The sequence below is a fragment of the Glutamicibacter sp. St.4D3 genome (genome assembly GCF_059728615.1).
The window spans coordinates 2,340,092-2,366,565 of sequence record NZ_AP039380.1 but is presented as its reverse complement, the minus strand read 5'-3'; the positions used below and the strand labels follow the sequence as shown (position 1 = coordinate 2,366,565).

At 63.1% G+C, this 26,474-nt stretch carries 34 protein-coding genes and 2 pseudogenes; 32 read left to right on the top strand and 4 right to left on the bottom strand.

Annotation, left to right across the window (positions count from 1 at the left end; translation table 11 throughout):
* Positions 1–129 precede the first annotated feature (129 nt).
* From AC6I21_RS10925 to rpsQ, 12 genes are all read left to right on the top strand, one after another.
* Entirely contained in the window at positions 130–3,819 is a 3,690-nt protein-coding gene (locus AC6I21_RS10925) for a hypothetical protein (protein ID WP_497762378.1), read from the top strand.
* A 442-nt stretch (positions 3,820–4,261) separates the two neighbouring features.
* Positions 4,262–4,570, top strand: a complete 309-nt coding sequence (gene rpsJ / locus AC6I21_RS10920; RefSeq protein WP_013349689.1) for a 30S ribosomal protein S10 — start codon at positions 4,262–4,264, stop codon at positions 4,568–4,570.
* A gap of 19 nt (positions 4,571–4,589) precedes the next feature.
* A complete protein-coding gene (rplC, locus tag AC6I21_RS10915) occupies positions 4,590–5,240 on the top strand; it encodes a 50S ribosomal protein L3 (RefSeq protein ID WP_054820630.1) in 651 nt (216 codons plus the stop codon).
* 4 nt (positions 5,241–5,244) lie between these two features.
* Positions 5,245–5,847, top strand: a complete 603-nt coding sequence (gene rplD, locus AC6I21_RS10910) for a 50S ribosomal protein L4 (protein ID WP_138177187.1) — start codon at positions 5,245–5,247, stop codon at positions 5,845–5,847.
* The gene (gene rplW, locus AC6I21_RS10905; protein WP_054820631.1) at positions 5,844–6,146 is read left to right on the top strand and encodes a 50S ribosomal protein L23; all 303 of its coding nucleotides are present in this window, start codon (positions 5,844–5,846) and stop codon (positions 6,144–6,146) included. Before rplD ends, rplW begins: the two co-directional genes overlap by 4 nt.
* Before the next feature lie 32 nt (positions 6,147–6,178).
* Positions 6,179–7,018 (top strand): 50S ribosomal protein L2, encoded by an 840-nt coding sequence (gene rplB, locus AC6I21_RS10900; protein ID WP_138177190.1) that lies wholly within the window; start codon positions 6,179–6,181, stop codon positions 7,016–7,018.
* 12 nt (positions 7,019–7,030) lie between these two features.
* On the top strand, positions 7,031–7,312 hold the full coding sequence (gene rpsS, locus AC6I21_RS10895; protein ID WP_054820632.1) for a 30S ribosomal protein S19: 282 nt from the start codon (positions 7,031–7,033) through the stop codon (positions 7,310–7,312).
* 59 nt (positions 7,313–7,371) lie between these two features.
* Positions 7,372–7,737, top strand: coding sequence for a 50S ribosomal protein L22 (gene rplV, locus AC6I21_RS10890; RefSeq protein WP_138177193.1), 366 nt, complete (start codon positions 7,372–7,374; stop codon positions 7,735–7,737).
* Positions 7,738–8,523, top strand: a complete 786-nt coding sequence (rpsC, locus tag AC6I21_RS10885) for a 30S ribosomal protein S3 (RefSeq protein ID WP_054820634.1) — start codon at positions 7,738–7,740, stop codon at positions 8,521–8,523.
* Positions 8,524–8,940 (top strand): 50S ribosomal protein L16, encoded by a 417-nt coding sequence (gene rplP, locus AC6I21_RS10880; RefSeq protein WP_054820635.1) that lies wholly within the window; start codon positions 8,524–8,526, stop codon positions 8,938–8,940. It begins immediately after the preceding gene.
* A 2-nt stretch (positions 8,941–8,942) separates the two neighbouring features.
* Positions 8,943–9,212: a 50S ribosomal protein L29 gene (gene rpmC, locus AC6I21_RS10875; protein ID WP_054820636.1), complete on the top strand. Its 270-nt coding sequence runs from the start codon at positions 8,943–8,945 to the stop codon at positions 9,210–9,212.
* A complete protein-coding gene (gene rpsQ, locus AC6I21_RS10870; RefSeq protein WP_054820637.1) occupies positions 9,212–9,499 on the top strand; it encodes a 30S ribosomal protein S17 in 288 nt (95 codons plus the stop codon). The genes rpmC and rpsQ overlap by 1 nt, the downstream gene beginning before the upstream one ends.
* Positions 9,500–9,802: 303 nt before the next feature.
* On the opposite strand, the gene AC6I21_RS10865 is transcribed toward rpsQ, so the two are convergent.
* The 4 genes from AC6I21_RS10865 to AC6I21_RS10850 all read right to left on the bottom strand — a co-directional run bounded on the left by AC6I21_RS10865 (position 9,803) and on the right by AC6I21_RS10850 (position 13,689).
* Complete coding sequence (locus tag AC6I21_RS10865) at positions 9,803–10,780, bottom strand: arsenic resistance protein (RefSeq protein WP_497762377.1); 978 nt, start codon at positions 10,778–10,780, stop codon at positions 9,803–9,805.
* A 296-nt stretch (positions 10,781–11,076) separates the two neighbouring features.
* Complete coding sequence (locus tag AC6I21_RS10860) at positions 11,077–11,919, bottom strand: hypothetical protein (protein WP_497762376.1); 843 nt, start codon at positions 11,917–11,919, stop codon at positions 11,077–11,079.
* A 158-nt stretch (positions 11,920–12,077) separates the two neighbouring features.
* Positions 12,078–12,476, bottom strand: a complete 399-nt coding sequence (locus AC6I21_RS10855; protein ID WP_497762375.1) for an RNA polymerase sigma factor — start codon at positions 12,474–12,476, stop codon at positions 12,078–12,080.
* 358 nt (positions 12,477–12,834) lie between these two features.
* The gene (locus tag AC6I21_RS10850) at positions 12,835–13,689 is read right to left on the bottom strand and encodes an AraC family transcriptional regulator (RefSeq protein WP_497762374.1); all 855 of its coding nucleotides are present in this window, start codon (positions 13,687–13,689) and stop codon (positions 12,835–12,837) included.
* A gap of 42 nt (positions 13,690–13,731) precedes the next feature.
* Here AC6I21_RS10850 and AC6I21_RS10845 point away from each other — a divergent pair.
* The 20 genes and pseudogenes from AC6I21_RS10845 (at position 13,732) to truA (ending at position 26,324) form a co-directional block, all read left to right on the top strand.
* Positions 13,732–14,246 (top strand): annotated as a pseudogene (locus AC6I21_RS10845) (VOC family protein).
* A gap of 418 nt (positions 14,247–14,664) precedes the next feature.
* Positions 14,665–15,033 (top strand): 50S ribosomal protein L14, encoded by a 369-nt coding sequence (rplN, locus tag AC6I21_RS10840; RefSeq protein ID WP_054820641.1) that lies wholly within the window; start codon positions 14,665–14,667, stop codon positions 15,031–15,033.
* Positions 15,034–15,035: 2 nt separating this feature from the next.
* Entirely contained in the window at positions 15,036–15,380 is a 345-nt protein-coding gene (gene rplX / locus AC6I21_RS10835) for a 50S ribosomal protein L24 (RefSeq protein ID WP_138177210.1), read from the top strand.
* Positions 15,380–15,949, top strand: coding sequence for a 50S ribosomal protein L5 (rplE, locus tag AC6I21_RS10830; protein WP_054820642.1), 570 nt, complete (start codon positions 15,380–15,382; stop codon positions 15,947–15,949). The genes rplX and rplE overlap by 1 nt, the downstream gene beginning before the upstream one ends.
* A 60-nt stretch (positions 15,950–16,009) precedes the next feature.
* The gene (gene rpsH / locus AC6I21_RS10825; protein WP_054820643.1) at positions 16,010–16,408 is read left to right on the top strand and encodes a 30S ribosomal protein S8; all 399 of its coding nucleotides are present in this window, start codon (positions 16,010–16,012) and stop codon (positions 16,406–16,408) included.
* A 21-nt stretch (positions 16,409–16,429) separates the two neighbouring features.
* On the top strand, positions 16,430–16,966 hold the full coding sequence (gene rplF / locus AC6I21_RS10820; RefSeq protein WP_138177213.1) for a 50S ribosomal protein L6: 537 nt from the start codon (positions 16,430–16,432) through the stop codon (positions 16,964–16,966).
* Positions 16,967–16,968: 2 nt separating this feature from the next.
* On the top strand, positions 16,969–17,340 hold the full coding sequence (gene rplR / locus AC6I21_RS10815; protein ID WP_054820645.1) for a 50S ribosomal protein L18: 372 nt from the start codon (positions 16,969–16,971) through the stop codon (positions 17,338–17,340).
* Positions 17,337–18,029, top strand: coding sequence for a 30S ribosomal protein S5 (gene rpsE / locus AC6I21_RS10810; RefSeq protein WP_138177216.1), 693 nt, complete (start codon positions 17,337–17,339; stop codon positions 18,027–18,029). Before rplR ends, rpsE begins: the two co-directional genes overlap by 4 nt.
* Before the next feature lie 3 nt (positions 18,030–18,032).
* Positions 18,033–18,236: a 50S ribosomal protein L30 gene (rpmD, locus tag AC6I21_RS10805; protein ID WP_054820646.1), complete on the top strand. Its 204-nt coding sequence runs from the start codon at positions 18,033–18,035 to the stop codon at positions 18,234–18,236.
* A gap of 2 nt (positions 18,237–18,238) precedes the next feature.
* Entirely contained in the window at positions 18,239–18,694 is a 456-nt protein-coding gene (rplO, locus tag AC6I21_RS10800) for a 50S ribosomal protein L15 (RefSeq protein ID WP_138177219.1), read from the top strand.
* Between the two features lie 250 nt (positions 18,695–18,944).
* Positions 18,945–20,249: a preprotein translocase subunit SecY gene (secY, locus tag AC6I21_RS10795; RefSeq protein ID WP_138177223.1), complete on the top strand. Its 1,305-nt coding sequence runs from the start codon at positions 18,945–18,947 to the stop codon at positions 20,247–20,249.
* A complete protein-coding gene (locus AC6I21_RS10790; RefSeq protein ID WP_497762373.1) occupies positions 20,246–20,818 on the top strand; it encodes an adenylate kinase in 573 nt (190 codons plus the stop codon). The genes secY and AC6I21_RS10790 overlap by 4 nt, the downstream gene beginning before the upstream one ends.
* 130 nt (positions 20,819–20,948) lie before the next feature.
* Positions 20,949–21,779 carry a type I methionyl aminopeptidase gene (gene map / locus AC6I21_RS10785; RefSeq protein ID WP_138177226.1) on the top strand — a complete coding sequence of 277 codons (831 nt, stop codon included), beginning with the start codon at positions 20,949–20,951 and terminating at the stop codon, positions 21,777–21,779.
* A gap of 217 nt (positions 21,780–21,996) precedes the next feature.
* A complete protein-coding gene (infA, locus tag AC6I21_RS10780) occupies positions 21,997–22,218 on the top strand; it encodes a translation initiation factor IF-1 (RefSeq protein WP_054821343.1) in 222 nt (73 codons plus the stop codon).
* Between the two features lie 132 nt (positions 22,219–22,350).
* Positions 22,351–22,464 (top strand): 50S ribosomal protein L36, encoded by a 114-nt coding sequence (gene rpmJ / locus AC6I21_RS10775; RefSeq protein ID WP_138177229.1) that lies wholly within the window; start codon positions 22,351–22,353, stop codon positions 22,462–22,464.
* A gap of 148 nt (positions 22,465–22,612) precedes the next feature.
* On the top strand, positions 22,613–22,987 hold the full coding sequence (gene rpsM / locus AC6I21_RS10770; RefSeq protein WP_054821342.1) for a 30S ribosomal protein S13: 375 nt from the start codon (positions 22,613–22,615) through the stop codon (positions 22,985–22,987).
* Positions 22,988–23,030: 43 nt separating this feature from the next.
* Positions 23,031–23,432, top strand: a complete 402-nt coding sequence (gene rpsK, locus AC6I21_RS10765; protein WP_138177232.1) for a 30S ribosomal protein S11 — start codon at positions 23,031–23,033, stop codon at positions 23,430–23,432.
* A 155-nt stretch (positions 23,433–23,587) separates the two neighbouring features.
* The gene (locus AC6I21_RS10760; protein ID WP_054821340.1) at positions 23,588–24,595 is read left to right on the top strand and encodes a DNA-directed RNA polymerase subunit alpha; all 1,008 of its coding nucleotides are present in this window, start codon (positions 23,588–23,590) and stop codon (positions 24,593–24,595) included.
* A gap of 85 nt (positions 24,596–24,680) precedes the next feature.
* Positions 24,681–25,127: pseudogene (rplQ, locus tag AC6I21_RS10755) on the top strand (50S ribosomal protein L17); the annotation flags it as partial.
* Between the two features lie 195 nt (positions 25,128–25,322).
* Positions 25,323–26,324, top strand: a complete 1,002-nt coding sequence (gene truA / locus AC6I21_RS10750) for a tRNA pseudouridine(38-40) synthase TruA (protein WP_138177238.1) — start codon at positions 25,323–25,325, stop codon at positions 26,322–26,324.
* The last annotated feature ends 150 nt before the right edge of the window (positions 26,325–26,474 follow it).

The following is a 26,474-nucleotide window of genomic DNA, read 5'->3' as shown; positions in this document are numbered from 1 at the left end:
GACTCCGCAAGGAGTGACGGGGAATTTTTTATGCCCACACGCGTAGCAAAGCCGACATTTAGTCAAAAAGCTGGTTGAATTGATCCAGGTTCATACACGTCGGCGTACGCAAGAAAACGGGGGAGCGGCATGGGCTACACCATCTTGGTCATCATCATCGCGGTGGTGGCCTTCCTGATCGGACGGCGCACCGCCGCCGGCCGCCGCAGCCAGCAGCTGGGCCGGGCCTGGCAACAGGGCTATGATGCCGCAACGGGGTACTGGCGCACTGGCGCAGGGGCCCAGGCCTCCGAGCCGGACGCGGCGCCAGGACCCTCCGCTGCAGCCGGCAGCACGCAGCCCGCGCCGGGTCATCCTCATGCCCAAGCCGGTTCCCCTCCGGCGCCGGCCCCCGGGCAACATCCTGCGCCCGCCGCACGCGACCAGCAGAGCCCGCAGCCCGCGCAAACCCCGCCAACCCCTGCCCCCGCCCGGCTTCCGTTCCTTGCGCCCGCGTCCGGCGGCGGGCAGGTCTCCGACCGGGTGCGGGCCATTGATTTCGTCCCCCAGCGCACGAGTGCAGCACCGAGCGCCCCGGTCCGCCCGACGCTGAGTGCGCGCGAACGCGAACTGCGCAACGTGAACATCACCTTGTATGTTGCCGCGCTGCTGCTGGTGGCGGCCGGCGCACTCTTCCTCAGCTTCGCCCTGGCCCCGGTGGCCAAGCTGGTGGGCCTGTGTGTTGTCGCCGCAGCATTTTATGCCGCGGGATTGACAGTCCACCGGGTCCAACCCAACCTGCGTCCGGCCGCCGCGGCCTTCACCGGCACGGGGTTGGCGCTGTTGCCCCTATGCGCTCTGGCGACCTACAACACCCTGCACACCTCACCCACCGGCATCTGGTTGGGCTACTCCGTGGTGGGCACCCTCGCCTTCGGCTTCGCCTCTTTGCGGCTGCACTCCCGGGTGCTGGCCTGGCTGGCCGTGCTGATCCTGATCTCCACCGCCATGTCAGGAGGCGCGGTGCTCCAGCAGGGCGTACTGGCCTACCTGCTGGCCCTGTTGGTGCTGGCGGTGGCAATGCTCCTGCTGGTCATCGGCAGCCCGGCCGTGCGCGCCTCACAATTCCACCAAGCGCTCTCCAGCAGCTACCGGCTGCTGCCTCCGCTGGTGTTCCTGGCCTCCCTGGTCATGCTGGATGAGTTGAGCAGCCGTGAATTCTTCTGGATCTTCCTGCCGCTGAGCGCCTTCTATGTGCTTAGCACCCGGCTGGAGGAGCGGCACCGACTTTGGAACCTGGCTGCCGCCCGGGCGTTCTTCCTGCTGGCGGTGCTGTTCGGGCTGGACTACGCACAGGCCGATACCCGGGTGATCCTGGTTCTCCTGGCGGCGTTGCTGGCCGCCCAGGCGGCGCTCGTACAACACTTCGCCGCGGCCTATGAGCGGGTTTTTGGGGCCAGCCAAACCTGGCGGGTTGCCGAACGCATGGTGTTGTGGGCCGGCGCCTGGCTGGCGCTGGTCGCCGGGTATGCCCGGGATGCGCACTCCGCCCACGGCACCTGGTGGCTGACCCTGCTGGTCATCCCTGCCCTGCTGGTGCTGCTTGGCTGGCTGGCGGGAAGCGGCGGCACCCCGGTGGAGGCCGGCTGGCTGTTCGGGTTCGCCCTGCTGGCCCTGGCCGAGAACTGGCAGGACGCGTGGTCGCCGCTGCCGGCACTGGTCCTTGGCGTGGCGGGCCTGGGCGCCGTCGTGCGGCGGCAGCCCGAATCCCGGGCGCTGCTAGGTGCGCAGTTGCGTTGGGTGCTCCTGTTGGCGGTGGGCGCCAAGAGCGCCCAGCTGCTGCAGTTCCTGTTTGCCCCGGCCTCCGATCGGAGCGTGGCGAGTGCCGCGATGGTGGGTATCTGGGCGGCTGCCGCCGGGATGCTGGTCTACTCGGCCCGAAATGCGGGGCACGCAGAACGTACCGCCGTGGCGAACCTGCACTGGCGGATCCGGGTGACCGCCAGCCTGCTGGTGATGGTGGTGTTCGCACTGGCGTTGCGCCTGCAGGGAGAGCTGTCGTTCGGTGCGCACTTCCTGGGTGTCACTGCGGGCAGCTGGTCGGTGCTGGTGCTGATCGGCTCGGTGCTGGCCACCGCCTGGGTCGCCTGGCGCTGCCTGCCCACCTCGGATGGGGCCATGGATGCGTTCGTGCACGCGCCGGTGCTTGGGGCGTTGTGCGGCTACTTTGTCCTGGCACTGGGCTCGGATTTCTGGTGGCTGGCGCCGTTGGTGGCCGCGGCCAATATTGTCTTTCTGATCGCGGCCCTGCCCCGCTGTACCGCGGCGTGCTGGAGAATCACGCATGCCGCACTGGCCCAGATCCAATTGAGCGTTGCCGCCTGGTGGAGTGTTGAGCACTTCGAGCTGGACCTGCACGGGCAGTTCTGTGTGCTGCTGCTCAGCGTGGTGCTGCCGCAAGCGGCGCGGCTGGTTCTCTCCCGCAGCCGCGGTGCAGCGGTGCCGGGGGAATTGCGGGTCATTGGGCTGGGAATCCTGGTGGGGTTGCCGTTGCTGCTGCTGGCCTATGCTGTCGGCCCGCAGACGGACCGGGGCACCGTCCTGCTGAGCCTGCTGCTCTGGCTGGGATATGCGCTGCTGGCACACTGGGCCTTCGGTGCTGGACCCTACCGGCAGTGGCTGCTGCTTCCCGTTAGCCTGGCCGTGGCGGCGCTGGCCATTGTCCCGGCCGCCACGTTCGGTTCCACGACCGGCTGGGTCCGGGCTGGATGGTGGGGCGCCACCGCGGCGATGTGGCTGCTCGCCGCCCAGGCGGTGGTTGCCCTGGGCCTTGAATGGACATACCGCCGGCAACAGGGCCACCAGGGAATCAGATTGGCGGCGTTGCTGGTGCCGCTGGTTCTCATGCTGGGCTATCAGCCCGAACTGCGCTGGCTGGCGCTGGTCTTCCTGATCGGCGGGGCTGGCTCAATCCTGCTGGTGCATTCCCGGCAGATGGGGCTGTACTCGGCGGCAGCTGCGCTATTGCTGCTGGGGGCCGCGGACACCGGCCTGCAGGCCCTGCGCTCGGGCACCATGGTGAGTGAGAGGTCGCTGGATTTGAGTTGGGCCCTGCTGGGTGGCGCGCTCGTGCTGCTGGTCCTTGCACTGCTGCACGGCCGCTTCCAGGAGCCGGTGCCGCACTACCCGCGGCACTGGCAGAAATCTGCGGACGCCGGCGGGCAGGCCGCGCGCATCTACTACGCCGCAATGCTGGCTTCCGGGTTCACCGCTGGGGCGGTGGCCCACCTGCTGCACCGCGAACCGTTGCCGCTGTTGGGCGGGGCACTGGTGCTGGTGCTGTCTCTGCTGGTGGCGCGGCTGCACGAGCTGCCGCGCGCCTGGCGCCAGCATGGCACCGATGCGGTGGTCGTGGCCGCAGCCCTGGTGGCCCTGCGCTGCTACGGGGTGCTGGTCGAGCCGCTGGGCGCTTCCGCGGCGCTGCTGTACCTGGCGGTGGTGGCCGCCGGGATTGGGCTGCGTCATTGGGCGCCGCACCGCGCCCTGGGCCGCGGCTGGCTGATTGCCGGCGCGACGCTGGGCAGTGCCGCCGAGTTGGCCTCGGTGCTGGATGCCGGAACACTGACCCAGATGCTGGTGCTGCTGTTCTTCGCCGGACTGCTGGCCCTGGGTTTGACCCAGGGGGAGCGGTTGCTGACGTGGTGGGCCGCGGTCGCCATTACAGCGGCGGTAGTCTGGTTCCTGCGCAACTATGCGTTCGTGCTGCTGGTCTTGGTGGCCATAGCGTTGATTGTGCTGGCGCTTTCCCGGCTGGTAAGGGTGGAGAACCGCAGGAACTAAGCCGGCGCGCTGCTCGGCGCCTTTCGGGGCGCTGGCGGGCGCTGAGTCGAAGATCACCAGGGTCCCGGGCGGCAAATGATTTGCGCGCCCGGGGGTGAACCTGTCACACTGGATAAGTTGCTTGATTGCAGCCGCGTGCTCGAAAGAGCACAAAAAACTGAATTCGAACGACCGAGATCGGCACTCACCCAGGATAATGCCTGGGGTTCGGGAACGATACGACTGCTTCGAATGCATTGGATTCCCGCACTTCGCGTGAGCGTCGAGGGTAGAGTTGTGACCAAAAACTTCACGACACGCCCGACCGCGGGGGTCGGAGCCTCCTGCGGGTGAGGAACCCGGATCTGATCCGGATTCAGTCGCAGTGCAAGGCGTGCCGGTCCGCGAGGGCCCGTAGGGCACAGTAACTGTAGAGAGTGCTATCAGAAAGAGGCGTGACGCCATGGCGGGACAGAAGATCCGCATCCGGCTGAAGTCGTATGACCACGAGGTCATTGACGTTTCGGCCCGGAAAATCGTTGAGACGGTAACGCGCGCAGGCGCAACCGTGGTCGGCCCAGTGCCGCTGCCAACGGAGAAGAACGTGTACTGCGTTATCCGTTCGCCCCACAAGTACAAGGACAGCCGTGAGCACTTCGAAATGCGCACGCACAAGCGTCTGATCGACATCGTCGATCCGACCCCGAAGGCCGTTGACTCGCTGATGCGTCTCGACCTGCCGGCGGATGTCAACATCGAAATCAAGCTCTAGGGGAGGTGCTGAGAGAACTATGACCGCAACCCGTAATGTCAAGGGCCTGCTGGGCACGAAGCTCGGCATGACCCAGGTTTGGGACGAAAACAACAACCTGATCCCGGTCACCGTGGTGCAGGCTGACAGCAACGTTGTCACCCAGCTGCGCAACGCCGAGCGTGACGGTTACGCCGCAGTTCAGATCGGCTACGGCCAGATCGATCCGCGCAAGGTGACCAAGCCGCTGGCTGGCCACTTCGAGGCCGCCGGTGTGACCCCGCGTCGCCACCTGGTAGAACTCCGCACCGCCGATGCAGCCGAATACGCTGCAGGCCAGGAACTGTCCGTCGAGCTGTTCGAGGCCGGCCAGAAGGTCGACGTCGTGGGCACCTCGAAGGGTAAGGGCTTTGCCGGCGTCATGAAGCGCCACAACTTCGCTGGTGTTGGTGCTTCGCACGGTCAGCACAAGAACCACCGCAAGCCAGGTTCCATCGGCGGCGCGTCCACTCCCGGTCGCGTTTTCCGTGGACAGAAGATGGCCGGTCGCATGGGTGCCGAGCGTGTCACCACGCAGAACCTGACCATCCACGCCATCGACGCTGAGAAGAACCTCCTGTTGATCAAGGGTGCCGTTCCAGGCGCTCGCGGCCGCGTCGTACTCGTACGCACCGCTGTGAAGGGAGCATAAGTAAATGTCTAAGGCACTTAACGTAGACCTGCCTGCAGAGATCTTCGATGTGCAGACCAACGTGCCGCTGCTGCACCAGGTAGTTGTTGCACAGCTGGCCGCCGCACGTCAGGGCACCCACAAGGTCAAGACCCGCGCCGAAGTTGCCGGTGCCGGCCGCAAGCCGTTCAAGCAGAAGGGGACCGGCCGCGCCCGTCAGGGCTCGATCCGCGAACCGCAGATGACCGGCGGTGGCATCGTCCACGGTCCGACCCCGCGTGACTACTCGCAGCGCACCCCCAAGAAGATGAAGGCTGCTGCCCTGCGCGGCGCCCTGTCTGATCGCGCTCGCTACGATCGCGTCCACGTGATCGAGAACCTGGTGGCCGGCGATCAGCCGTCGACCAAGGAAGCTCTGGCAACCCTGCGTTCGCTGACCGAGCGCAAGAATGTCCTGCTCGTGATCGAACGCGCCAACGATGTGGCCGCACTGTCGGTTCGCAACCTGGTTGAGGTCCACGCCCTGTACGTGGATCAGCTGAACACCTACGATGTTCTGGTTTCGGACGACGTGGTCTTCACCAAGGCTGCATTCGATGCCCTGGTTCAGAAGGAGGAAGCCAAGTGAGCGTCTTCTCAAAGGCTCCGCACGACGTGGTCATCGCACCGGTCGTCTCGGAAAAGAGCTACGGTCTGATCGATGAAGGTAAGTACACCTTCATGGTCGACCCGCGTTCGAACAAGTCGGAAATCAAGAACGCCGTTGAAGCCATCTTCAACGTGAAGGTTGATTCCGTAAACACCATCAATCGGCCGGGTAAGCGCAAGCGCACCCGCTTCGGGTGGGGTACGCGCAAGGACACCAAGCGCGCCATCATCACCCTGAAGGAAGGCTCGATTGACATCTTCGGCGGTCCGCTTTCCTAAGCGGAGACCACTTTAACGAGGAATAAGAATAAATGGGAATTCGTAAGTACAAGCCGACTACCCCGGGCCTGCGCGGCTCGTCGGTAGCCGACTTCGCAGAAATCACCCGATCGACTCCGGAAAAGTCGCTGGTTCGCCCGCTGTCCAAGACTGGCGGCCGCAACAACTCCGGTAAGATCACCACCCGTCACAAGGGTGGCGGACACAAGCGCGCCTACCGCCTGATCGACTTCCGTCGCCAGGACAAGGACGGCGTGCCGGCAAAGGTCGCTCACATCGAGTACGACCCGAACCGTACCGCCCGTATTGCCCTGCTGCACTACGTGGACGGCACCAAGCGCTACATCATCGCCCCGAACCACCTGAGCCAGGGCGACATCGTGGAAGCTGGTCCGAACGCGGACATCAAGCCGGGCAACAACCTGCCGCTGCGCAACATCCCGGTGGGTTCCGTGATCCACGCCGTGGAACTGCGCCCCGGTGGCGGTGCCAAGATGGCCCGCTCCGCAGGTGCCTCCATCCAGCTGGTGGCCCGCGAGGGCAAGTTCGCCCAGCTGCGCCTGCCTTCGGGTGAAATCCGCAACGTCGATGTGCGCTGCCGCGCCACCATCGGCGAAGTGGGCAACGCCGAGCAGATCAACATCAACTGGGGCAAGGCCGGCCGTATGCGCTGGAAGGGCGTCCGCCCGACCGTGCGTGGTGTGGCCATGAACCCGATCGATCACCCGCACGGTGGTGGTGAAGGTAAGACCTCCGGTGGTCGTCACCCGGTCAACCCCAATGGTAAGCGTGAAGGACGCACCCGTCGTCCGAACAAGGACAGCGACAAGCTTATTGTGCGTCGCCGTCGTACCGGCAAGAACAAGCGATAGGAGCCTGGAGACATGCCACGCAGCCTGAAGAAAGGCCCCTTCGTCGATCAGCACCTGTACCTGAAGGTCGTTGCTGAGAACGAAAAGGGCACCAAGAACGTCATCAAGACGTGGTCCCGCCGTTCGATGATCATCCCGGACATGCTGGGACACACCATCGCCGTGCACGACGGACGCAAGCACATCCCGGTGTTTGTCACCGAATCGATGGTTGGGCACAAGCTCGGTGAGTTTGCCTCGACCCGCACGTTCCGTGGCCACGTGAAGGACGACAAGAAGGGCAAGCGCCGCTAGGCCCCGGAAGGGATCTAGTGTCGCTTAGCACTTCTTCGATAGACGAGAGAAGGAAAGCAATGGAAGCCAAGGCAATTGCGCGTCATCTCCGCGTAACGCCTATGAAGGCCCGGCGCGTCGTCAACCTTGTTCGTGGTCTGCAGACCAACGAGGCACTGGCAATTCTGAAGTTTGCCCCGCAGGCAGCTTCGGAGCCCGTGTACAAGGTTGTCGCATCGGCAGTGGCTAACGCCCGTGTCGCCGCGGACCGCGCAGGTGAAGCATTCAATGAGGACGAGCTGATTATCAGCGAGGCGTTTGTAGACGAAGGTCCGACCATGAAGCGGTTCCAGCCGCGTGCTCAGGGTCGTGCCTTCCAGATCAAGAAGCGCACCAGCCACATCACCGTGGTTGTTTCAACCCCGGAGAAGGGTGGGGAAAAGTAAATGGGACAGAAGGTAAACCCGAACGGTTTCCGTCTCGGCATCACCACTGACCACGTTTCGCACTGGTTCGCCGATTCCAACAAGCCAGGCCAGCGTTACAAGGATTTTGTCAAGGAAGACGTCAAGATCCGCGAACTGCTGTCCACCGGCATGGACCGCGCAGGCATCGCCCGCGTTGAGATCGAGCGCACCCGTGACCGCGTGCGTGTGGACATCCACACCGCCCGCCCGGGCATCGTCATCGGCCGCCGCGGCGCCGAAGCCGATCGCATCCGCGGTGAGCTGGAGAAGCTGACCGGCAAGCAGGTGCAGCTGAACATCCTCGAGGTCAAGAACCCCGACATCGAAGCCCAGCTGGTTGCCCAGGGCATCGCCGAGCAGCTTGCTTCGCGCGTGGCGTTCCGCCGCGCGATGAAGAAGGCCATGCAGTCGGCAATGCGTGCAGGTGCCAAGGGCATCCGCGTGCAGTGCTCGGGCCGCCTGGGTGGCGCCGAAATGTCGCGCAAGGAGTTCTACCGCGAAGGTCGTGTGCCGCTGCACACCCTGCGCGCGAACATCGACTTCGGCAAGTTCGAAGCCAAGACCACCTTCGGCCGCATCGGCGTGAAGGTCTGGATCTACAAGGGTGACGTAACCGCCAAGGAACTGGCTGCACAGCAGGCCGCTGCCGCTCCGGCACGTGGCCGTGGCGGTGACCGCCCGAACCGTGGTGGCGACCGTCGTCGTCGCAACGACCGCAACAAGGCTGCCGCACAGGCTCCTGCTGCGGAAGGAGGAGAGGCTTAAATGCTTATCCCACGTCGTGTGAAGTACCGCAAGCAGCACCACCCGAACCGCTCGGGTGCTGCCAAGGGCGGAACCACCGTATCGTTCGGTGAATACGGCATCCAGGCTCTGACCCCGGCCTACGTGACCAACCGTCAGATTGAAGCCGCCCGTATCGCCATGACCCGCCACATCAAGCGTGGCGGTAAGGTCTGGATCAACATTTACCCGGACCGTCCGCTGACCAAGAAGCCTGCCGAAACCCGCATGGGTTCCGGTAAGGGTTCGCCGGAATGGTGGGTCGCAAACGTCAAGCCGGGACGTGTTCTGTTTGAACTGTCCGGCGTCAGTGAAGAGGTAGCTCGCGAGGCCCTGCGCCTGGCAATCCACAAGCTGCCGTTGAAGGCACGCATCGTGCGTCGTGAGGGTGGTGAATAGGAATGGCTATTGGTTCAAAGGACCTGACCATTGAGGCTTTGGATGGCTACGACAATGCTCGTCTGAACGAGGAATTGAAGAAGGCCAAGGCCGAGCTGTTCAACCTCCGTTTCCAGTCGGCTACCGGTCAGTTGGAAACTCACGGCAACCTGAAGGCTGTCAAGCGCGATATCGCTCGCATTTACACTGTGCTGCGCGAACGTGAGCTCGGCATTCGCCAGGAAGTCGTTGTCCCGGTTGAAGAAACCAAGAAGGGCAAGGAAGCCAAGTAATGAGCGAGAAGGAGAACGGTGTGGCTGACGCAACCGAGCGTAACTACCGCAAGACCCTCCGTGGTTACGTGGTTTCCGACAAGATGCAGAAGACCATCGTCGTTGACGTTGAGGACCGTGTGAAGCACGCCCTCTACGGCAAGGTGATGCGCCGCAACAAGAACGTCAAGGCTCATGACGAGAACAACGAAGCCGGCATCGGCGACTTGGTTGTTATCGCTGAGACCCGCCCGCTGTCCGCTGACAAGCGCTGGCGCCTGGTGGAAATCGTCGAGAAGGCCAAGTAAGCCCTCCCGGTGATTCCACGGTTGACGTGAATTGCTGAGAACGCCCCGCAGTACTCCCTTGGGAGATCTGCGGGGCGTTTTCGCATGCCCGGACCGGGTTCTAGCCTCGGATCGGTAGGGCGCGGCTACGGGCAGGTCAAAGAAGGAGGCCTCTTTTGCCTCGGATTCCGTGTCAGCAACCGACACGTTCAGTTATCTGCCACGAAATCTCTGTCCGGCCTCGCCTCTCACGCCAGCGGTTGGACGTCTGCGAAACCACGAGGGATCTTATTGTGCATTCCATCCAGATCCGGCTGGGGAAAGCTAAACGACCTGCCTGCCTTCCTCAGGCGTAAGCATCGGAACGAGCCGCACAAGCACCACCATTGCGACCAACTCGACCAGGGTTTGCGTCACTACCGCAAGCGGGGCGATCCCCAGCGGGGCCGGTAGCGCGAGCGCCAAGGGAAGCACCACCAGGGAGTTGCGGGTTGCAGCCGAGAACATCACGGCACGCGTGGATGGCACATCGAGCCCGGTGATCTTGCCCGCGAGCCGGCCGATGGCAAGAGCGGCAACCACAAAGACAACATAAAGGGGAACTACTCGGGCAAGCGAGCCGATCTGCGACCCCACGGCCGCGATCTGTGATCCGAGAACCACGCAGAGCGTGGCCATCATGAGCGGCACCATCGCGCCCGCCATGACTTCTTCGACGGCTCTTCCCACATGATGGCGTCGGGAAACGCTTTGCACGGCGGCCGCGGCGGCGAGCGGTATCACGATCAGCAAGAAGAAGGCCTTGGCAAATGGCCCAATCTCAATGACCGACAGCACTTCTGCGCCAACGAACAAGAAAAGGTAAACGGGCAGCAACAGGATTTGGGCGAGCATCAGCAGGGGTGCCGCCGCAAGCAAACGTGAGCGCGCGCCACCAGCTAGACCCGTAAACACGATGACGTAGTCAATGCACGGGGTAAGCAACACGAGCAACACTCCGAGCAGCAGCGCTTTGTCATCAGCCACGAAACGTGAGAGCGCCCAGGCGATAGCGGGCACGAACACGAAATTCGCGACCAGGACCGTACCCAGGAACCGGAAATCTCCAAACGAACGTGCGACCTCGACCAAAGGCACCCCGAGGAAGGTTGCGAACAGCAAGAGCATCAGAATCGGCTCGATCCCAAGCTCTAACGCCGGGGCCAGCTGCGGTGCACTTAGCCCCAGGACCGCTCCTACGCCGATGGCCAATAGATAGAGCGGGACCTGCTGCCTATCCCACCATTCAACGATCCGCTTCATTCCTCAATCCTCCAGCATCGACGCGGCAGACCTAAATGACCGTCAACCGTGTGCCATAGGCAGGAGACTTGCTGGGACTCAATTCCTGAAACAACTCATGCCCGCCGATAACCAGATGCCGGGCAGCCGCGTTGCCGAGCGGCCGCCCGGCAAACGTATTTCCAAGGCACATCATCACACCCAGTATGAGCTTGGATAACCAGTACCTCAGACCCCGGCAGACGTGATGACTGTGACGAACTACCGAACGGCAGTGCACAGGACACAAGGTCGCAACCACGCATATCGCTCCGGTGCTAAGCCGGATTCCTGGGGGAGGCGTCCTGGATGACGGTATCGTCCTCCAGGGTTATCGTGTAGGACAGCGCAGGTGCCGGCCCGCCATTACCCTCCAAACGGCTGCCAAAGGCTTTTCCTGGCCACCATGCGGCGTATCGGCCGTCCTGAACCGTAGCTTCTACCACTTGGCCGTCCGGAGTAGTGATGGACACGGCTTTCACGTCCTCACCGACGTTCCCGTGGGTCAGGGCAACGTCGGGCCGTTCTGGGAACCCGAAAGCGTTGCGGCCACGAAACTCGGCAATGTTCCCTTCAGTGAATTCCCCGCCGACGGGAAGGAAACCCCAGTCTCCGCCTGCCCGGCTGGAATCAATGGTGTCGGCTTCTGCTGCTCCGACTGCCAGGTGAGCAAGGCACATACCAGCCATATGCTCGGAAGAAGCGGTATAGAGCAGGACCACCCATTCACCGCGTCGTTCGGCGAGGTCTAACTGAGCAGATGCCAGATCCAAGCGGCCCCGGCAGGCGGAATCGGCCACGGCGCGGTCGGCGGCGCTGATGGTTCCGAGATCGGCAGTCCACGATGCGTAGGCCGCATCATTGGCCCCCGGCCCGGGAAAAAGTACCACCGTTGCGGTGACGGCGGCAGCCAGGGCCACCGCAACGGGTGTCGCTATCCGACGTACCGGATGGGACCGGAGCGCGTGGGGTCGGTGATCGGTGACTCGCCCATTGTCGGGATCGCTCGCGAGGATTTGTTGCAGCCCTGCGTTGGCTTTGATTCGTTCGGACTCGTTCAGACTGCCGCTGGGGGCCGCATCCAGGAGGCGAAAAGCTTCCATTTGCGCGTTCTTGTTCATGTCTATGACTCCGTCATGAGGAATTCGGCGAAGGAGGTACGGGATGCAGAAGCATCGAGCATGCGGCGCAAAGACTTGCGCGCACGATGAAGCCGAAGGCGGTAGGCGGCCGATGAAATCCCCAGAACCTGTCCGGCCTTGGACGAGGGAAGCTCTTCTCAGATTGCAAGGGCCAACACTTCTTGGTCGAGGGGTCGCAATTGGAGCCAAGCTGCGACCAAATCGACGTGTTCATTGATCAACTCGGTTGCTGCATCGGTAAAAGTTGAAGCGTGGGCAGCGATCCTGACCGCCAGCGATCCTTGGCGTTTTTCCCCGCGCGCGGTGTTCAACATGCAGTTCCGCGCGACGGCGAACATCCAGGCTCGGGCGTCCTCGTGTGCGGTTGGAAGGTCATCCAAGCGGCGCCAAGCGACGAGGAAGGCCTCGTGGACGATATCCTCGGCGTGCTCGGGACCAGCCCGGCGTTGCACGAAGCGGAGTACGTCGGTGTACACCAGCTCGTATAGCCCGGAGAACCGTGTCTCCCTCTCCTGCCTTGTTTTTGAGGTGCTCATACTTATACATGTCCGCACATCGCCATTTGTTACCCGAAGTAGGGCGCTGTCCCAGTGAAGTTGGTCCATGTCCAAGAACGGACCGATGGATTGATTCGGAAGGCCGCTTGAAACACGGACAACGAGTAACCCCGCTTGCCAATATAGCGGGGGACAACTGCGGTCCGGGAGCCACCCCCTTCCAGAATCTTCCTTGCACCGGCTGGTTCAATTGGGTACTGCCGTCCGGCCCAGGAAGCCCCGCGCACCACTGAGCAACGGGGGCCCGCGAGCTTCATAACCACGCGTTGGCCGGCTTCTGCGGGACAACGACGACCTGGACGCCACCGGTCTACCGAGGCCAGGGCGGAACAACGCGCTACGTGAATTCCGACGAGGAAGCAGCGGCCTGGCGTTGATAACTGCCAGGGGTAAGGCCAATGAACCGGCGGAAGTCCGTGGCGAAGTGGGCCTGATCCGTATAGCTCAGTTCGGCGGCCAACCGGGCCAGGGAGAACCCGGGCTCCCGGCGCAACCGCATCGCCGCCTCCTGCACACGGTAGCGACGAATAACCTGCAAAGGCGGGACACCGAGATGGGCGGCGCTCAGGCGCTGCAGGCTGCGTACGCCCACATCCAGGGCATCGGCCAGGTCTGACACCTGGGTCATCGAACGGTTGGTGGCAACCAACCGCAGCATGCGATTGGCCAGCAGCCCGGTGTCGCTGGGTTTCGGCAGCTTTGCGAGCCATCGGGCGAGCACTTCGATGGCTTCGAAAGCGTCAGACGCTGGAACGGCCTGAGCCATCAGGGCTTCAACCCTGCCCTGCAGGGCGGGTTGTGGGAAGGGGAGTTCCCGACTCGCCAGCCCGGCAGGGTCCACACCCAGCTGTTCGGCGGCCGCCGGCTGCAGCAGTGCGGCCAGCACCCAGCCCGTGCCTTCCAGGTCCCGATGCGAGGTGCCGGTGCTGGGCCCACTCAGCAAGACGCAGCCGGGCTGCACGACCAGGTTCAGCGTCGGGAAGGTCAGCAGCTGTTGGCGACGTACCTGGTTTGGGGCCAAGTCCCACCGCGCCAGCCAGAACCACTGGACCGTCTCGGCCAAGGACGGCGGAGGGTCGTGGCGTTCGAAGTGGGGCAGCGACGCAGGGTAGAGCACGCCCCGTTCGTCTCCGGCTTCCCCTGCCATGTGAACCTCCACGTGCTTCTCGGGCCGTCCCGGCGAATGTCGCATATTTGCAAGAATCCTACGACGGCCGGGCCCTAACCTGAATGCATGAGCACAGAAAACACCCCGATGCGCGGGGTCACTGGAGCGCACACCACCAACGGGACGCCCCACGGGGCGACCAGCCTGACCCCTTTCCTGGCCATCGAAAACGCCCGGGAGGCCGTTGAGTTCTACCGTGAGTCTTTGGCGCCCGGTTGGTGGACGTCACTGAGATGGGCGGCGTGCTGGTCCACGCCGATCTGGACTTCGGCCAAGGCCACCTGCAGCTGGGTGTTCCCAGCCCCCAGTTCGGTCTGGTGCCACCGCCAGCGGGGGAGGAGGCCTGCTATTCGCTGGGCTTGTACTGCCCGAATGTGGATGAGGTGCTCGAGCGCGCCCTCGCCGCGGGGGCGGTGCTGCGTGAACCGGCTACCACGTTCGTCTCGGGGGACCGCTATGCCTCCATCCGTGACCCGTTCGGGGTGCGTTGGTCGGTGATGAGCCGGGTCGAGGACCTCACCGAGGAGGAAAGCAACCGGCGGGTGGCACGGTGGGCGCAGGATCAGGCGGGCACCGAGTAACCCGGTTGAATATGCCGCGATTATTCGAGCCAGCGCACCGGTCGCGCGGCACTGCTGCCGGTGCGTCTCTGCGTGCTCGCACCCATGCCTTGACGTCTCTCCCGCAGTGGCCGGTACTGTGACGAATCACGCGTTGCCCGCCCCTACCACACCATTTCGGAACAGCGCGAATCTGGGATAGGATAGATACTTGTGCGCATTGTGTCCGAGGACTATCCACCTTCGGCACGCTGCAGCGGTGTGGGAACATGTTTCCGCCCGCAGCACGACCCCGGTATTTTACGCCTCGGCCCTGCCGCCATTTGGGATCAGCATTCGGTGCGCCCTCGCCGGTGGGGGTAAGCGATCGTATCGGGGAGACCATTATCCGTTCCGCAAGGCTCGTTCACGAGAACCAGCGAGACGACAGGAGTAATAAGTGATTCAGCAGGAGTCGCGACTCAAGGTTGCCGATAACACCGGTGCCAAGGAAATCCTTGCCATTCGTGTTCTCGGCGGCTCGAAGCGTCGCTACGCAAGCATCGGCGACACCATCGTCGCTACCGTCAAGGACGCAATTCCTGGCGGCAACGTGAAGAAGGGTGACGTCGTCAAGGCCGTCATCGTTCGCACCAAGAAGGAAATCCGTCGCGTTGACGGTTCCTACATCAAGTTCGACGAGAACGCTGCGGTGATCTTGAAGAACGAGGGTGAGCCTCGCGGTACCCGTATTTTCGGCCCAGTGGGTCGTGAGCTTCGCGACAAGAAGTTCATGAAGATCGTTTCCCTGGCTCCGGAGGTGCTGTAACCATGGGTGCAAAGATCAAGAAGGGTGACCTGGTTCAGGTCATCAGCGGCGGCGACCGCGGCAAGCAGGGCAAGGTCCTGAAGGTCTTCCCGGCCGCCCAGCGCGTCCTGGTGGAAGGCGTTAACCGCGTCACCAAGCACACCAAGGCCGGTCAGACCGAATCCGGTTCGACCACCGGCGGTATCGAGGTTGTCGAGGCCCCCATGCACGTTTCGAACGTTGCCGTGGTGGATCCTGAAACCAAGAAGCCGACCCGCGTTGGTTTCCGCGAGGAAACCGTAGAGAAGAACGGTGTGAGCAAGACTGTGCGCATCCGTTACGCCAAGGCTTCCGGAAAGGATCTGTAATGACTGAAGCAGCCACCAAGATCCAGCCACGTCTGAAGGCAAAGTACACCGCCGACATCCGTCCGGCGCTGCAGGAGCAGTTCAACTACTCCAACCCCATGCAGGTTCCGACCCTGACCAAGGTCGTCGTGAACATGGGTGTGGGCGAAGCCGCCAAGGACTCGAAGATCATCGAAGGCGCCGTACGCGACCTGACGGCCATCACCGGTCAGAAGCCAGTGATCACCCGTGCTCGCAAGTCCATCGCTCAGTTCAAGCTGCGCGAAGGCATGCCGATCGGTACCCACGCCACCCTGCGCAACGACCGCATGTGGGAATTCGTTGACCGCCTGATCACCCTGGCGCTGCCGCGTATCCGCGACTTCCGCGGACTGAGCGACCGCCAGTTCGACGGCAACGGAAACTACACCTTCGGCCTGACCGAGCAGTCGATGTTCCACGAAGTTGATCAGGACAAGATCGACCGCGTTCGTGGTATGGACATCACCGTGGTGACCACCGCCAAGAATGACGACGAAGGCCGCGCCTTGCTCAAGGCACTGGGCTTCCCGTTCAAGACCGAAAACTAAACTCACTACGTTACAGGTCCGATACAAAGGAAACCGTAACGAGGAAGGGCTGAAGCCCACATGTCTATGACAGATCCAGTCGCAGATATGCTGACTCGTCTGCGCAATGCCAACTCGGCATACCACGACAGCGTTTCGATGCCGTCGAGCAAGCTGAAGGTTCGCATTGCCAACATCCTCAAGGAACAGGGCTACATCGCCTCCTTCGAGGAAGAGGACGCAGAAGTCGGCAAGAAGCTGACCATCACTTTGAAGTACGGTCCGCTGCGCGAGCGTTCGATCGCCGGCGTCCGTCGCATCTCCAAGCCAGGTCTGCGCGTTTACGCAAAGTCCACCAACCTGCCGCACGTGCTCGGTGGCTTGGGCATCGCTATCCTGTCCACCTCCTCCGGTCTGCTTACTGACCGCCAGGCTGCAAAGAAGGGCGTGGGTGGGGAAGTCCTCGCCTACGTCTGGTAACGGGAAGGAAGGGAATACACAATGTCACGTATTGGACGTCTTCCGATTACCGTTCCTGCCGGCGTCGACCTGAAGATCGACGGACAGGACGTCACCGCCAAGGGCCCGAAGGGTGAACTGTCGCTGACTGTTGCAGCGCCGATCACCGTCGCCCTGGAGGAAACCACCCTCACCGTCAGCCGCCCGAACGACGAGCGCGAATCGCGTTCGCTGCACGGCCTGACCCGCAGCCTGATCGAAAACATGATCATCGGCGTCACCCAGGGTTACGAGAAGAAGCTCGAAATCCACGGCACCGGTTACCGTGTCCAGGCCAAGGGCGCCAACCTGGAGCTTGCTCTGGGCTACTCGCACCCGGTCAGCGTTGAGGCACCGGCGGGCATCACCCTGACCGTCGAGGGCAACAACAAGATCACCGTTGCTGGCATCGATAAGCAGCAGGTCGGCGAGGTTGCTGCCAACATCCGCAAGCTGCGTAAGACCGAGCCTTACAAGGGCAAGGGCATTCGCTACGCCGGCGAACAAATCCGCCGCAAGGTCGGAAAGGCTGGTAAGTAATTATGGCTATCGGAATCAAGGGCAAGAGCAAGTCCGCAGCCCGCGGCCGCCGTCACCTGCGTGTGCGCAAGCGCCTCGTTGGCACCTCGGTCCGCCCGCGCCTGGTTGTCAACCGTTCGGCTCGCCACATCTTCGTACAGATCGTGGACGACTCGAAGGGCATCACCCTGGCCAGCGCTTCGACCATGGAAGCCGACCTGCGCGCCCTGGAAGCTGACAAGACCGCTAAGTCCAAGCGCGTTGGCGAGCTCGTAGCCGAGCGCGCCAAGGCTGCTGGCATCGAGGCAGTTGTCTTCGACCGCGGTGGAAACAAGTACCACGGTCGCGTTGCCGCCGTGGCAGACGGCGCTCGTGAAGGTGGGCTGGCACTGTGAGCGAATCAACTAACGAGAAGGAAACTCAGGTGTCTGAAGCTACCGAGGCAGTGGAAACTGCAGCGGCTAACGACAACAACAACTCTCGTCGCAACGAGGGCCGTGGCCGTCGTAATGAGGGTGGCCGTGGTCGTGGTCGCGATAACCGTGAAAACCGCAACGAAGACAAGGACAAGTTCCTTGAGCGTGTGGTCACCATCAACCGCGTTTCGAAGGTTGTCAAGGGTGGTCGCCGCTTCAGCTTCACCGCACTGGTCGTTGTCGGTGACGGCAACGGCACCGTAGGTGTCGGCTACGGCAAGGCCAAGGAAGTTCCCGCGGCCATTGCCAAGGGCGTCGAGGAAGCGAAGAAGAACTTCTTCCGCGTTCCGCGCGTTGGCACCACTATCCCGCACCTGGTCAAGGGCGAAGACGCTGCAGGCGTTGTGCTGCTGCGTCCGGCCTCCCCGGGTACCGGCGTTATCGCCGGTGGTCCGGTGCGTGCGGTGCTGGAATGCGCCGGCATCCACGACGTGCTGTCCAAGTCGATGGGTTCGCAGAACCAGATCAACATTGTGCACGGCACCGTTGCAGCCCTGAAGGCTCTGGAAGAGCCGCAGGCTGTGGCTGCCCGTCGTGGGCTGCCTCTGGACGAGGTTGCCCCGGCCGCAATGATCCACCACATCCAGACCCAGAAGGCAGGTGCATAGGCAATGGCAAACATTGTCCCAAGCGACGCCAAGCTGGAAATCACCCAGACCAAGTCCGTCATTGGTGCTAAGCAGGGCCACCGCGACTCCGTTCGTTCGCTCGGTTTGAAGCGTGTTGGGCACACCGTTGTCCGCACCGCAGACCCGGTGACCGTCGGCATGCTCAACAAGGTCCCACACCTGGTGAAGGTTGAGGAGGCTAAGTAAACATGGCTGAAAAGGAAAACGCACTCAAGGTCCACCACCTGCGTCCGGCCGAAGGTGCCAAGACCGCCAAGACCCGTGTGGGTCGTGGTGAGGCATCCAAGGGTAAGACCGCAGGCCGCGGTACCAAGGGCACTAAGGCCCGCTACCAGGTCAAGGCAGGCTTCGCCGGCGGTCAGCTGCCGCTGCACATGCGTCTGCCGAAGCTGCGTGGCTTCAAGAACCCGTTCCGCGTCGAGTACCAGGTTGTGAACCTGGACAAGATCAACGAACTGTTCCCCGAGGGTGGCGAAGTCACCGTCGAGGCATTGGTTGCCAAGGGCGCCGTTCGCAAGAACGAGCCGGTCAAGGTGCTGGGCACCGGCGAGATCTCGGTCAAGGTTGACGTGAAGGCCAACGCCTTCTCGGCTTCCGCCGAACAGAAGATCGCCGCTGCCGGCGGCTCGGTGACCACCCTCTAAACAGGGTTTGAACCACGGTAAGGCCCCGGTGAATCCGTACTGCACGGATTCACCGGGGCCTTGCCACATTTACAGCACCTGACCTGTGCACCGGGCCCGATCACCACCGTGGACTATGGTGGGAGTTCGGGGGAAATTACGTCCATGCTGTGCCGCCTATTTGGCGCGCCGGTGCCAGGAACCGCTAGAATTCATAAAGTCAACGCAAGAGTCTGCAGACCAGGCTCAGGCAAATACGTCAGGAGGACGCTTGTTCAGCGCCATAGCCCGAGTTTTTCGGACGCCTGATCTGCGCAACAAGTTGCTGTTCACGCTCGGTATTATTGCGATCTACCGTGTGGGTGTGTTCGTCCCGGCTCCGGGAGTCAACTACAGCAACGTTCAGCAGTGTCTGGCACAGGGTGAAACCACCGGTGGCATCTACCAGTTTGTGAACCTGTTCAGCGGTGGAGCACTGCTGCAGGTCTCCGTCTTCGCCATGGGTATCATGCCGTACATCACCGCGGCCATTATCGTCCAGCTGCTGCGTGTGGTGATCCCGCACTTCGAACAGCTGCACAAGGAGGGTCAGGCCGGCCAGGCCAAGATGACCCAGTACACCCGCTACCTGACCATCGCCCTGGGCCTGCTGCAGGCGACCACCCTGGTCACCCTGGCACGCACCGGTACCCTGTTCCCGGGCTGCCAGCTGCCGCTGGTGCCCGACGAGAGCCTGATCGTGATCCTGCTGATGATCATCACGCTCACCGCAGGCACCGGTCTGATCATGTGGATGGGTGAGCTGATCACCGAACGCGGCATCGGCAACGGCATGTCGATCCTGATCTTCATCTCCATTGCCTCCGGCTTCCCCTCCGCCATGGGCGCCATCGGCCGCTCCCAGGGTTGGGGCGTGTTCACCGGAGTGCTGCTGATCGGCCTGCTGGTCATCGCCCTGGTGGTGTTCGTGGAACAGTCCCAGCGCCGCGTGCCGGTGCAGTACGCCAAGCGCACCATCGGCCGGCGCACCGTGGGAGGAACCTCCACCTACATCCCGATCAAGGTGAACATGGCCGGCGTGATCCCGGTGATCTTCGCCAGCTCTATCCTGGCGCTGCCGCAGATGATCGTGCAGTTCAACGTCCGTGACGACGGCACCCTGCCGGACTGGGCCCTGTGGCTGCAGACCCACTCGGCCACCTCCTCGCCGTGGTACATGGCCGTGTACACGCTGCTGATCATCGGCTTCACCTACTTCTACGTGGCCATCACCTTCAACCCGGTTGAAGTGGCGGACAACATGAAGAAGTACGGCGGGTTCATCCCCGGCATCCGTGCCGGCAAGCCGACCGCGGACTACCTGAACTACGTGATTTCCCGAGTGACCTTCCCCGGATCGCTCTACCTGGCAGTCGTCGCGTTGATCCCACTGATCGCATTCGTTTTGTTCAACGCCGACCAAAACTTCCCATTTGGCGGGACCTCGATCCTCATCATGGTTGGTGTGGGCCTGGAGACCGTCAAGCAGATTAATGCTCAGATGCAGCAACGACACTACGAAGGACTTTTGCGATGACTCGACTGTTGATTATCGGACCTCCCGGGGCCGGCAAGGGCACTCAGGCCGAAAAGATCTCCGAGCGCCTGCGGATCGTGGCGATCTCCACCGGTGACATCTTCCGCGCCAACGTCAAGGGCGGAACCCCGCTGGGCGTCGAGGCCAAGAAGTACATTGACGCCGGCAACTTCGTGCCGGACTCGGTCACCAACAACATGGTGCGTGACCGCCTGGCCCAGCAGGACGTGAAGGACGGCTTCCTGCTGGACGGCTACCCGCGCACCAGCGCCCAGGTGGACGCGCTGGATGAGATCCTGGCCGCCCAGGGGCAGAAGCTGGACGGCGTGCTGCAGCTGACCGCCGATGACAACGAGCTGGTTGCCCGCCTGCTCAAGCGCGCCGAGATCGAAGGCCGCGCCGATGACACCGAAGAGGTCATCCGCCACCGCCTGGCCCTCTACCACGAGGAGACCCAGGTCGTGGTCGACCGCTACGAGGAGCGCGGCATTGTGCGCAAGGTCGACGGGATCGGGGCCATCGACGAGGTCACCGACCGCGTCCTGTCCGCCTTGAACGTGAACGCCTAGTACGCAAGGCGCTACCGGCCAAGGATCGTATCGAGCCGCCCAACGGCGGGCGCGGTACGGTCCTTGGCCATTTTCAGGAACACCGTCCCACCCGGCCCACCGGGACTGGGACACAGCAAAGGGAGAACCCGTGGCTTTCGGACAGCCGAAAATCGAATACAAGTCCAATGCGCAGATTCTGAAGATGCGCGAAGCCGGCCTGGTGCTGGCCGAGGCCCTGGATGAGGCCGTCGCCGCCGCCCAGCCGGGGGTCACCACCAAGGAGGTCGACGCGGTCTTCGCTGGGGTGCTCGAACGCCACGGCGCCACCAGCAACTTCCTGGGCTACCACGGATTCCCGGCCACGATCTGCGCCTCGGTCAACCATGAGGTGGTCCACGGCTTCCCCAGCGAATACGTGCTCAAGGACGGGGATGTGCTGAAGATTGACGGCGGGGCCATCGTGGACGGCTGGCACGCCGACTCGGCGCGCACCGTGTTGCTGGGCGACGTGGACGAGGCCGACCGCCGACTGAGCGAGATCACCCAGCAGGCCATGTGGGCCGGCATCGCCGCCCTGGCCGAGGCCCGCTTCGTCGGGCAGATCGGCGAGGCCATCGAAAAGTACGTGCACGCCCAGCCAGGCCCGCGCCTGGGGATCCTGGAGGAGTACTGCGGGCACGGCATCGGCTCGGCCATGCACATGGCCCCGGACGTGCTGAACTACAACAGCGGCCACCGCGGCCCGCGGGTCAAGCCCGGTATGGCCCTGGCCATCGAACCGATGCTGGTGCGCGGCAAGCTGGCCACCTCGGTGCTGGACGATGACTGGACCGTGGTTACCAACGACAAGCAGAACGCCTCCCAGTGGGAGCACACCGTGGCCGTGCACCTGGGCGGGATCTGGGTGCTCACCGCGCACGACGGGGGAGCGGCGGGGCTGGAGCCCTTCGGCGTGAGCCCCTCACCCATCAAGCCGTAACCGCGGCATGGATCCGGCACCGAGGTGCCGGATCTAACACTTTAAGCGGCCGAATCGATTTGTCGCCACGCCCGCCCATGGCGTATTCTTGACTGTTGGTTGTCTATTTAAGTGCGCCCAAAAGCTCGCAAGGGCTGCGCGGAAACACTGAAACGGGCTTCCGGAACCAATTACTTGTTGCCGCCGCCGGCGGCAACTACCAAAGTTAGCGGGGAAAATGGCCAAGAAGGAAGGTGTCATCCAGGTAGAGGGCACAGTGACCGAAGCATTGCCGAACGCAATGTTCCGCGTCGAACTGCCCAACAAGCACGTCGTGCTTGCAACTATCTCGGGTAAAATGCGCCAGCACTACATTCGAATCCTCCCAGAGGACCGGGTGCAGGTAGAAATGAGCCCATACGATCTCAACCGAGGTCGTATCGTTTACCGCTACAAGTAAATCAGTAGTTTTTGAGACAGCGATCTTGCGGACGTCCAGTGAATGATCACCCGGACGGCCGCTTGAGCATTGTCTTGAGGCAGGCTTGTTTACCGCTCCAAAAATAACTGCAACCGCAAGAGGAGTAAACCCTTGAAGGTTAACCCCAGCGTGAAGCCGATCTGCGACAATTGCAAGGTGATTCGCCGCAATGGTCGCGTTATGGTGATCTGCTCGAACCCACGCCACAAGCAGCGTCAGGGCTAAATCCCTTACGGATTTGTCCCACGCGTAGTCAAGAAATGGCAGCACCGCATCGAATACGCGCGATGCACACCCCCGGTTTCGGAGGCTGGGGACCACTTCGGTGGGAAGGTGCTGCTGAAGACCTCCGAACGTTGAAAGGTAGCCACTTATGGCTCGTTTAGCAGGCGTGGACATCCCACGCGAAAAGCGCGTGATCATCGCGTTGACTTACATCTACGGCGTGGGCAGGACCCGTGCAGAAGAGACCATCGCAGCAACCGGAATCAACCCGGATACTCGCGTGAAGGATCTCACCGACGCTGAGCTGGTTCAGCTGCGTGACTTCATCGAAGGCACCTACCAGGTGGAAGGTGACCTGCGCCGCGAGGTTCAGGCCGACATCCGCCGCAAGGTCGAAATCGGATCCTACGAAGGTATTCGCCACCGCAAGGGTCTGCCGGTTCACGGTCAGCGCACCAAGACCAACGCCCGTACCCGCAAGGGCCCGAAGCGTACCGTCGCCGGTAAGAAGAAGACCCGCTAATTCCTAGCGGTCTAGATCCAAAAACTTTTTCGTAGGAGAAGAAATGCCCCCAAAGACTCGTGGAGCGGTGCGTAAGCCGCGTCGCAAGGACAAAAAGAATATCGCGCTGGGCCAGGCGCACATCAAGAGCACCTTCAACAACACCATCGTGTCGATTACCGACCCGACCGGTGCTGTGATCTCGTGGGCCTCGGCCGGTGAGGTTGGCATGAAGGGTTCGCGCAAGTCGACCCCGTACGCCGCACAGATGGCCGCCGAGCAGGCTGCCAAGCGTGCCCAGGAGCACGGCATGCGCAAGGTTGACGTTTTCGTCAAGGGCCCGGGCTCGGGACGCGAAACCGCGATCCGCTCGCTGCAGGCCGCCGGCCTTGAGGTTGGGTCCATCCAGGACGTTTCCCCGAGCGCACACAACGGTTGCCGCCCGCCAAAGCGTCGCCGCGTCTAACTCAGCCGTCAGGAAGAGACCTGGAAGCCGCCCCCGCCCCGGCGAGGGCCGGCTTCCAGGCCTCACACCTGCAACAGACGTACGCCGCAGAGGCTACCGTCGTTTCCACCCCCGTGTTGCGTCATATAGCGGACGCTCGCCGAAAGGAAATGTAAGTGCTCATTACGCAGCGCCCAACCCTGACCGAAGAAGTTGTTTCCGAGAATCGCTCCCGGTTCGTCATCGAACCGCTGGAGCCGGGCTTTGGCTACACCCTAGGTAACTCGCTTCGCCGTACCCTGCTGTCCTCGATCCCTGGTGCCTCCGTCACCAGCGTTCGCATCGACGGCGTACTGCACGAGTTCTCCACCGTAGCCGGTGTGAAGGAAGACGTCACCGAACTGGTTCTGAACATCAAGAACCTGTCCGTGTCCTCCGAGCACGATGAACCGGTCGTCGCTTACCTGCGCAAGCAGGGCCCCGGCGTCGTCACCGCAGCGGACATCACCCCGCCTGCCGGTGTTGAGTTCCACAATCCAGATCTGCACATCGCCACCCTGAACGCCAACGGCAAGTTCGACATGGAACTGACCATTGAGCGTGGCCGTGGCTACGTGTCCGCCGCCCAGAACAAGAGCGCCGACAGCGAGATTGGCCGGATCCCGGTCGACTCGATCTACTCGCCGGTGCTGAAGGTGACCTTCCGCGTGGAGGCCACCCGTGTTGAGCAGCGCACCGACTTCGATCGCCTGATCGTTGATGTGGAGACTAAGGAGTCGATTTCCCCGCGCGACGCCGTGGCATCGGCCGGCACCACCCTGGTGGAGCTGTTCGGCCTGTTCCGCGAGCTGAACACCGCAGCCGAGGGAATCGAGATCGGCCCGTCGCCAACCGACGCAGCCCTGGCTGCCGACATGGCGCTGCCGATCGAGGACCTGGAACTGACCGTGCGTTCCTACAACTGCCTGAAGCGCGAGGGCATCCACTCCGTGGGTGAACTGGTCACGCGTTCGGAGGCCGACCTGATGGACATCCGCAACTTCGGTGCCAAGTCCATTGACGAAGTCAAGGCAAAGCTTGTAGACCTCGGCCTGTCCCTGAAGGATTCCCCTCCAGGGTTCGACATGGGCAGCCGTGCCGCCATGGAAGACGGCGAGGATGTCTACGGCGACGGCAGCCTCTAGGCACCGCGTCTGGCGACAAATAACTTCATCCGGGTTCCCGGCCTAAGGGCCGGGAGCGCAGGATTATTCATCTAGGAGAACACCAATGCCAACCCCCACCAAGGGTCCGCGTCTCGGCGGCAGCGCAGCTCACGAGCGACTGATCCTCGCCAACCTGTCTGCCCAGCTGTTCGAGAACAAGCAGATCACCACCACCCTGAACCGCGCCAAGCGCCTGGCCCCGCACGCCGAGCGCCTGATCACCTTCGCCAAGCGCGGAGACCTGGCCTCGCGTCGTCGCGTGCAGTCCGTGATCGCATCGCGCAGCCGCACCAACAAGTCGATCGTTCACGAGCTGTTCGAGAACATCGCCCCGGTGATGGCCAACCGTGAAGGCGGCTACACCCGCATCACCAAGATTGGCAACCGCAAGGGCGACAACGCCCCGATGGCTGTCATCGAACTGGTCATGGAGCCGGTTTCGCCGAAGCAGGCCGTCGTGAAGGAAGCCGAAAAGGCTGCCGAGAACGCCGCCCCTGAGGCCACCGAAGAGGCCTAAGGCCCACGGCCCGCACGCACGGGCCACCTCGGTCACCGAACCCCGGAAGCGCATGCTTCCGGGGTTCGGTGCTTAAACGCCCACCAAAGCCCGCTGCTCTTCTCGAGGTTGCTGCGCCTGCCGGCAACGGCGGGCGGGACCACCACCGGATTTGGCAGGACGCCGGACACAGATTGGATAATGGAACCCATGAGCACCCCAGCACCCGAAACCCACCCGCTGGGCGCCACCGTGGCGTCCGGTTCCAGCGAACCGGCCACGGTGCGGATGCGGATGCGCCTGGGCTATGACGGCTCCCAGTTCCACGGGTGGGCCCGGCAGCCAAACGTGCTCGGGGTCCAGCAGCTGATCGAGGAGGGGCTGGCCACCCTGGTGCGCCGCCAGGTCCGGGTGGTTGTGGCCGGGCGCACCGACGCCGGGGTGCACGCCCGGAACCAGATGGTCCACTTTGATTTGACCCCCACCGAATACGAGGCGCTGCCGCGGCGCTCACCGCTGAGCCCCGCCAAGGCGTTGGTGCGCCGGCTGAACGGGATCCTGGCCAGCCAGGAGGGGGCCGTGCTCATCCATGACGCGGCCGTGGCCGAGCCGGGCTTTGACGCCCGCTTCTCGGCCCTGCAGCGCCGCTACTCCTACCGCATTGCGGACGGGCTGCACCGCTGGGACCCACTGACCCGGCAGATCACCATGTGGCACCGAGAGGAACTGGATGTGCAGCTGATGGACGCCGAGGCGCGCAGCGTGCTGGGCCGCCACGACTTCCTCTCCTACTGCAAGCCTCGCCCCGATGCCACCACCATCCGCACCCTGCAGGAGTTCTCCTTTACCAGGGGCGGAGACGGGATCATCACCGCCCACCTGGTCGCGGACGCCTTCTGTCACAACATGGTGCGCGCCCTGATCGGGGCCGCGCTGATGGTGGGGGACGGGCGGGAAACCCAGGGCTTCCTCGCCGACCGGCTGCAGGCCATGGTGCGCGATTCGAAGACGAAACTGGCCCACCCGCGCGCCCTGGTCCTGGAGGAGGTGCGCTACCCGCAGGCCGGGCAGCTGCTGGCCCGGGCCGAGCAGACCAGGGCCCGGCGCCGCGCCGATGAGGCCACCGGGGCGCTCGTGGAGGAAGGCACCGCCACCGCTCAGGGCCACGAAGAGCACCCGGCGAAGAGCACTTCGGCGGAATCCGGGCGGTAGCTGATTGACAGGTGGGCTTGGGGACTGTGACGGAAAATACCCGTCATTGCGGGCATTTGGGCCCCACCGGGCCCACTAGCCGAATTGTGTGCTGGCCCATTAATCGGCTAAACTTGTGAAAGTTGTGTATGTCCACGTTCGACACTACAT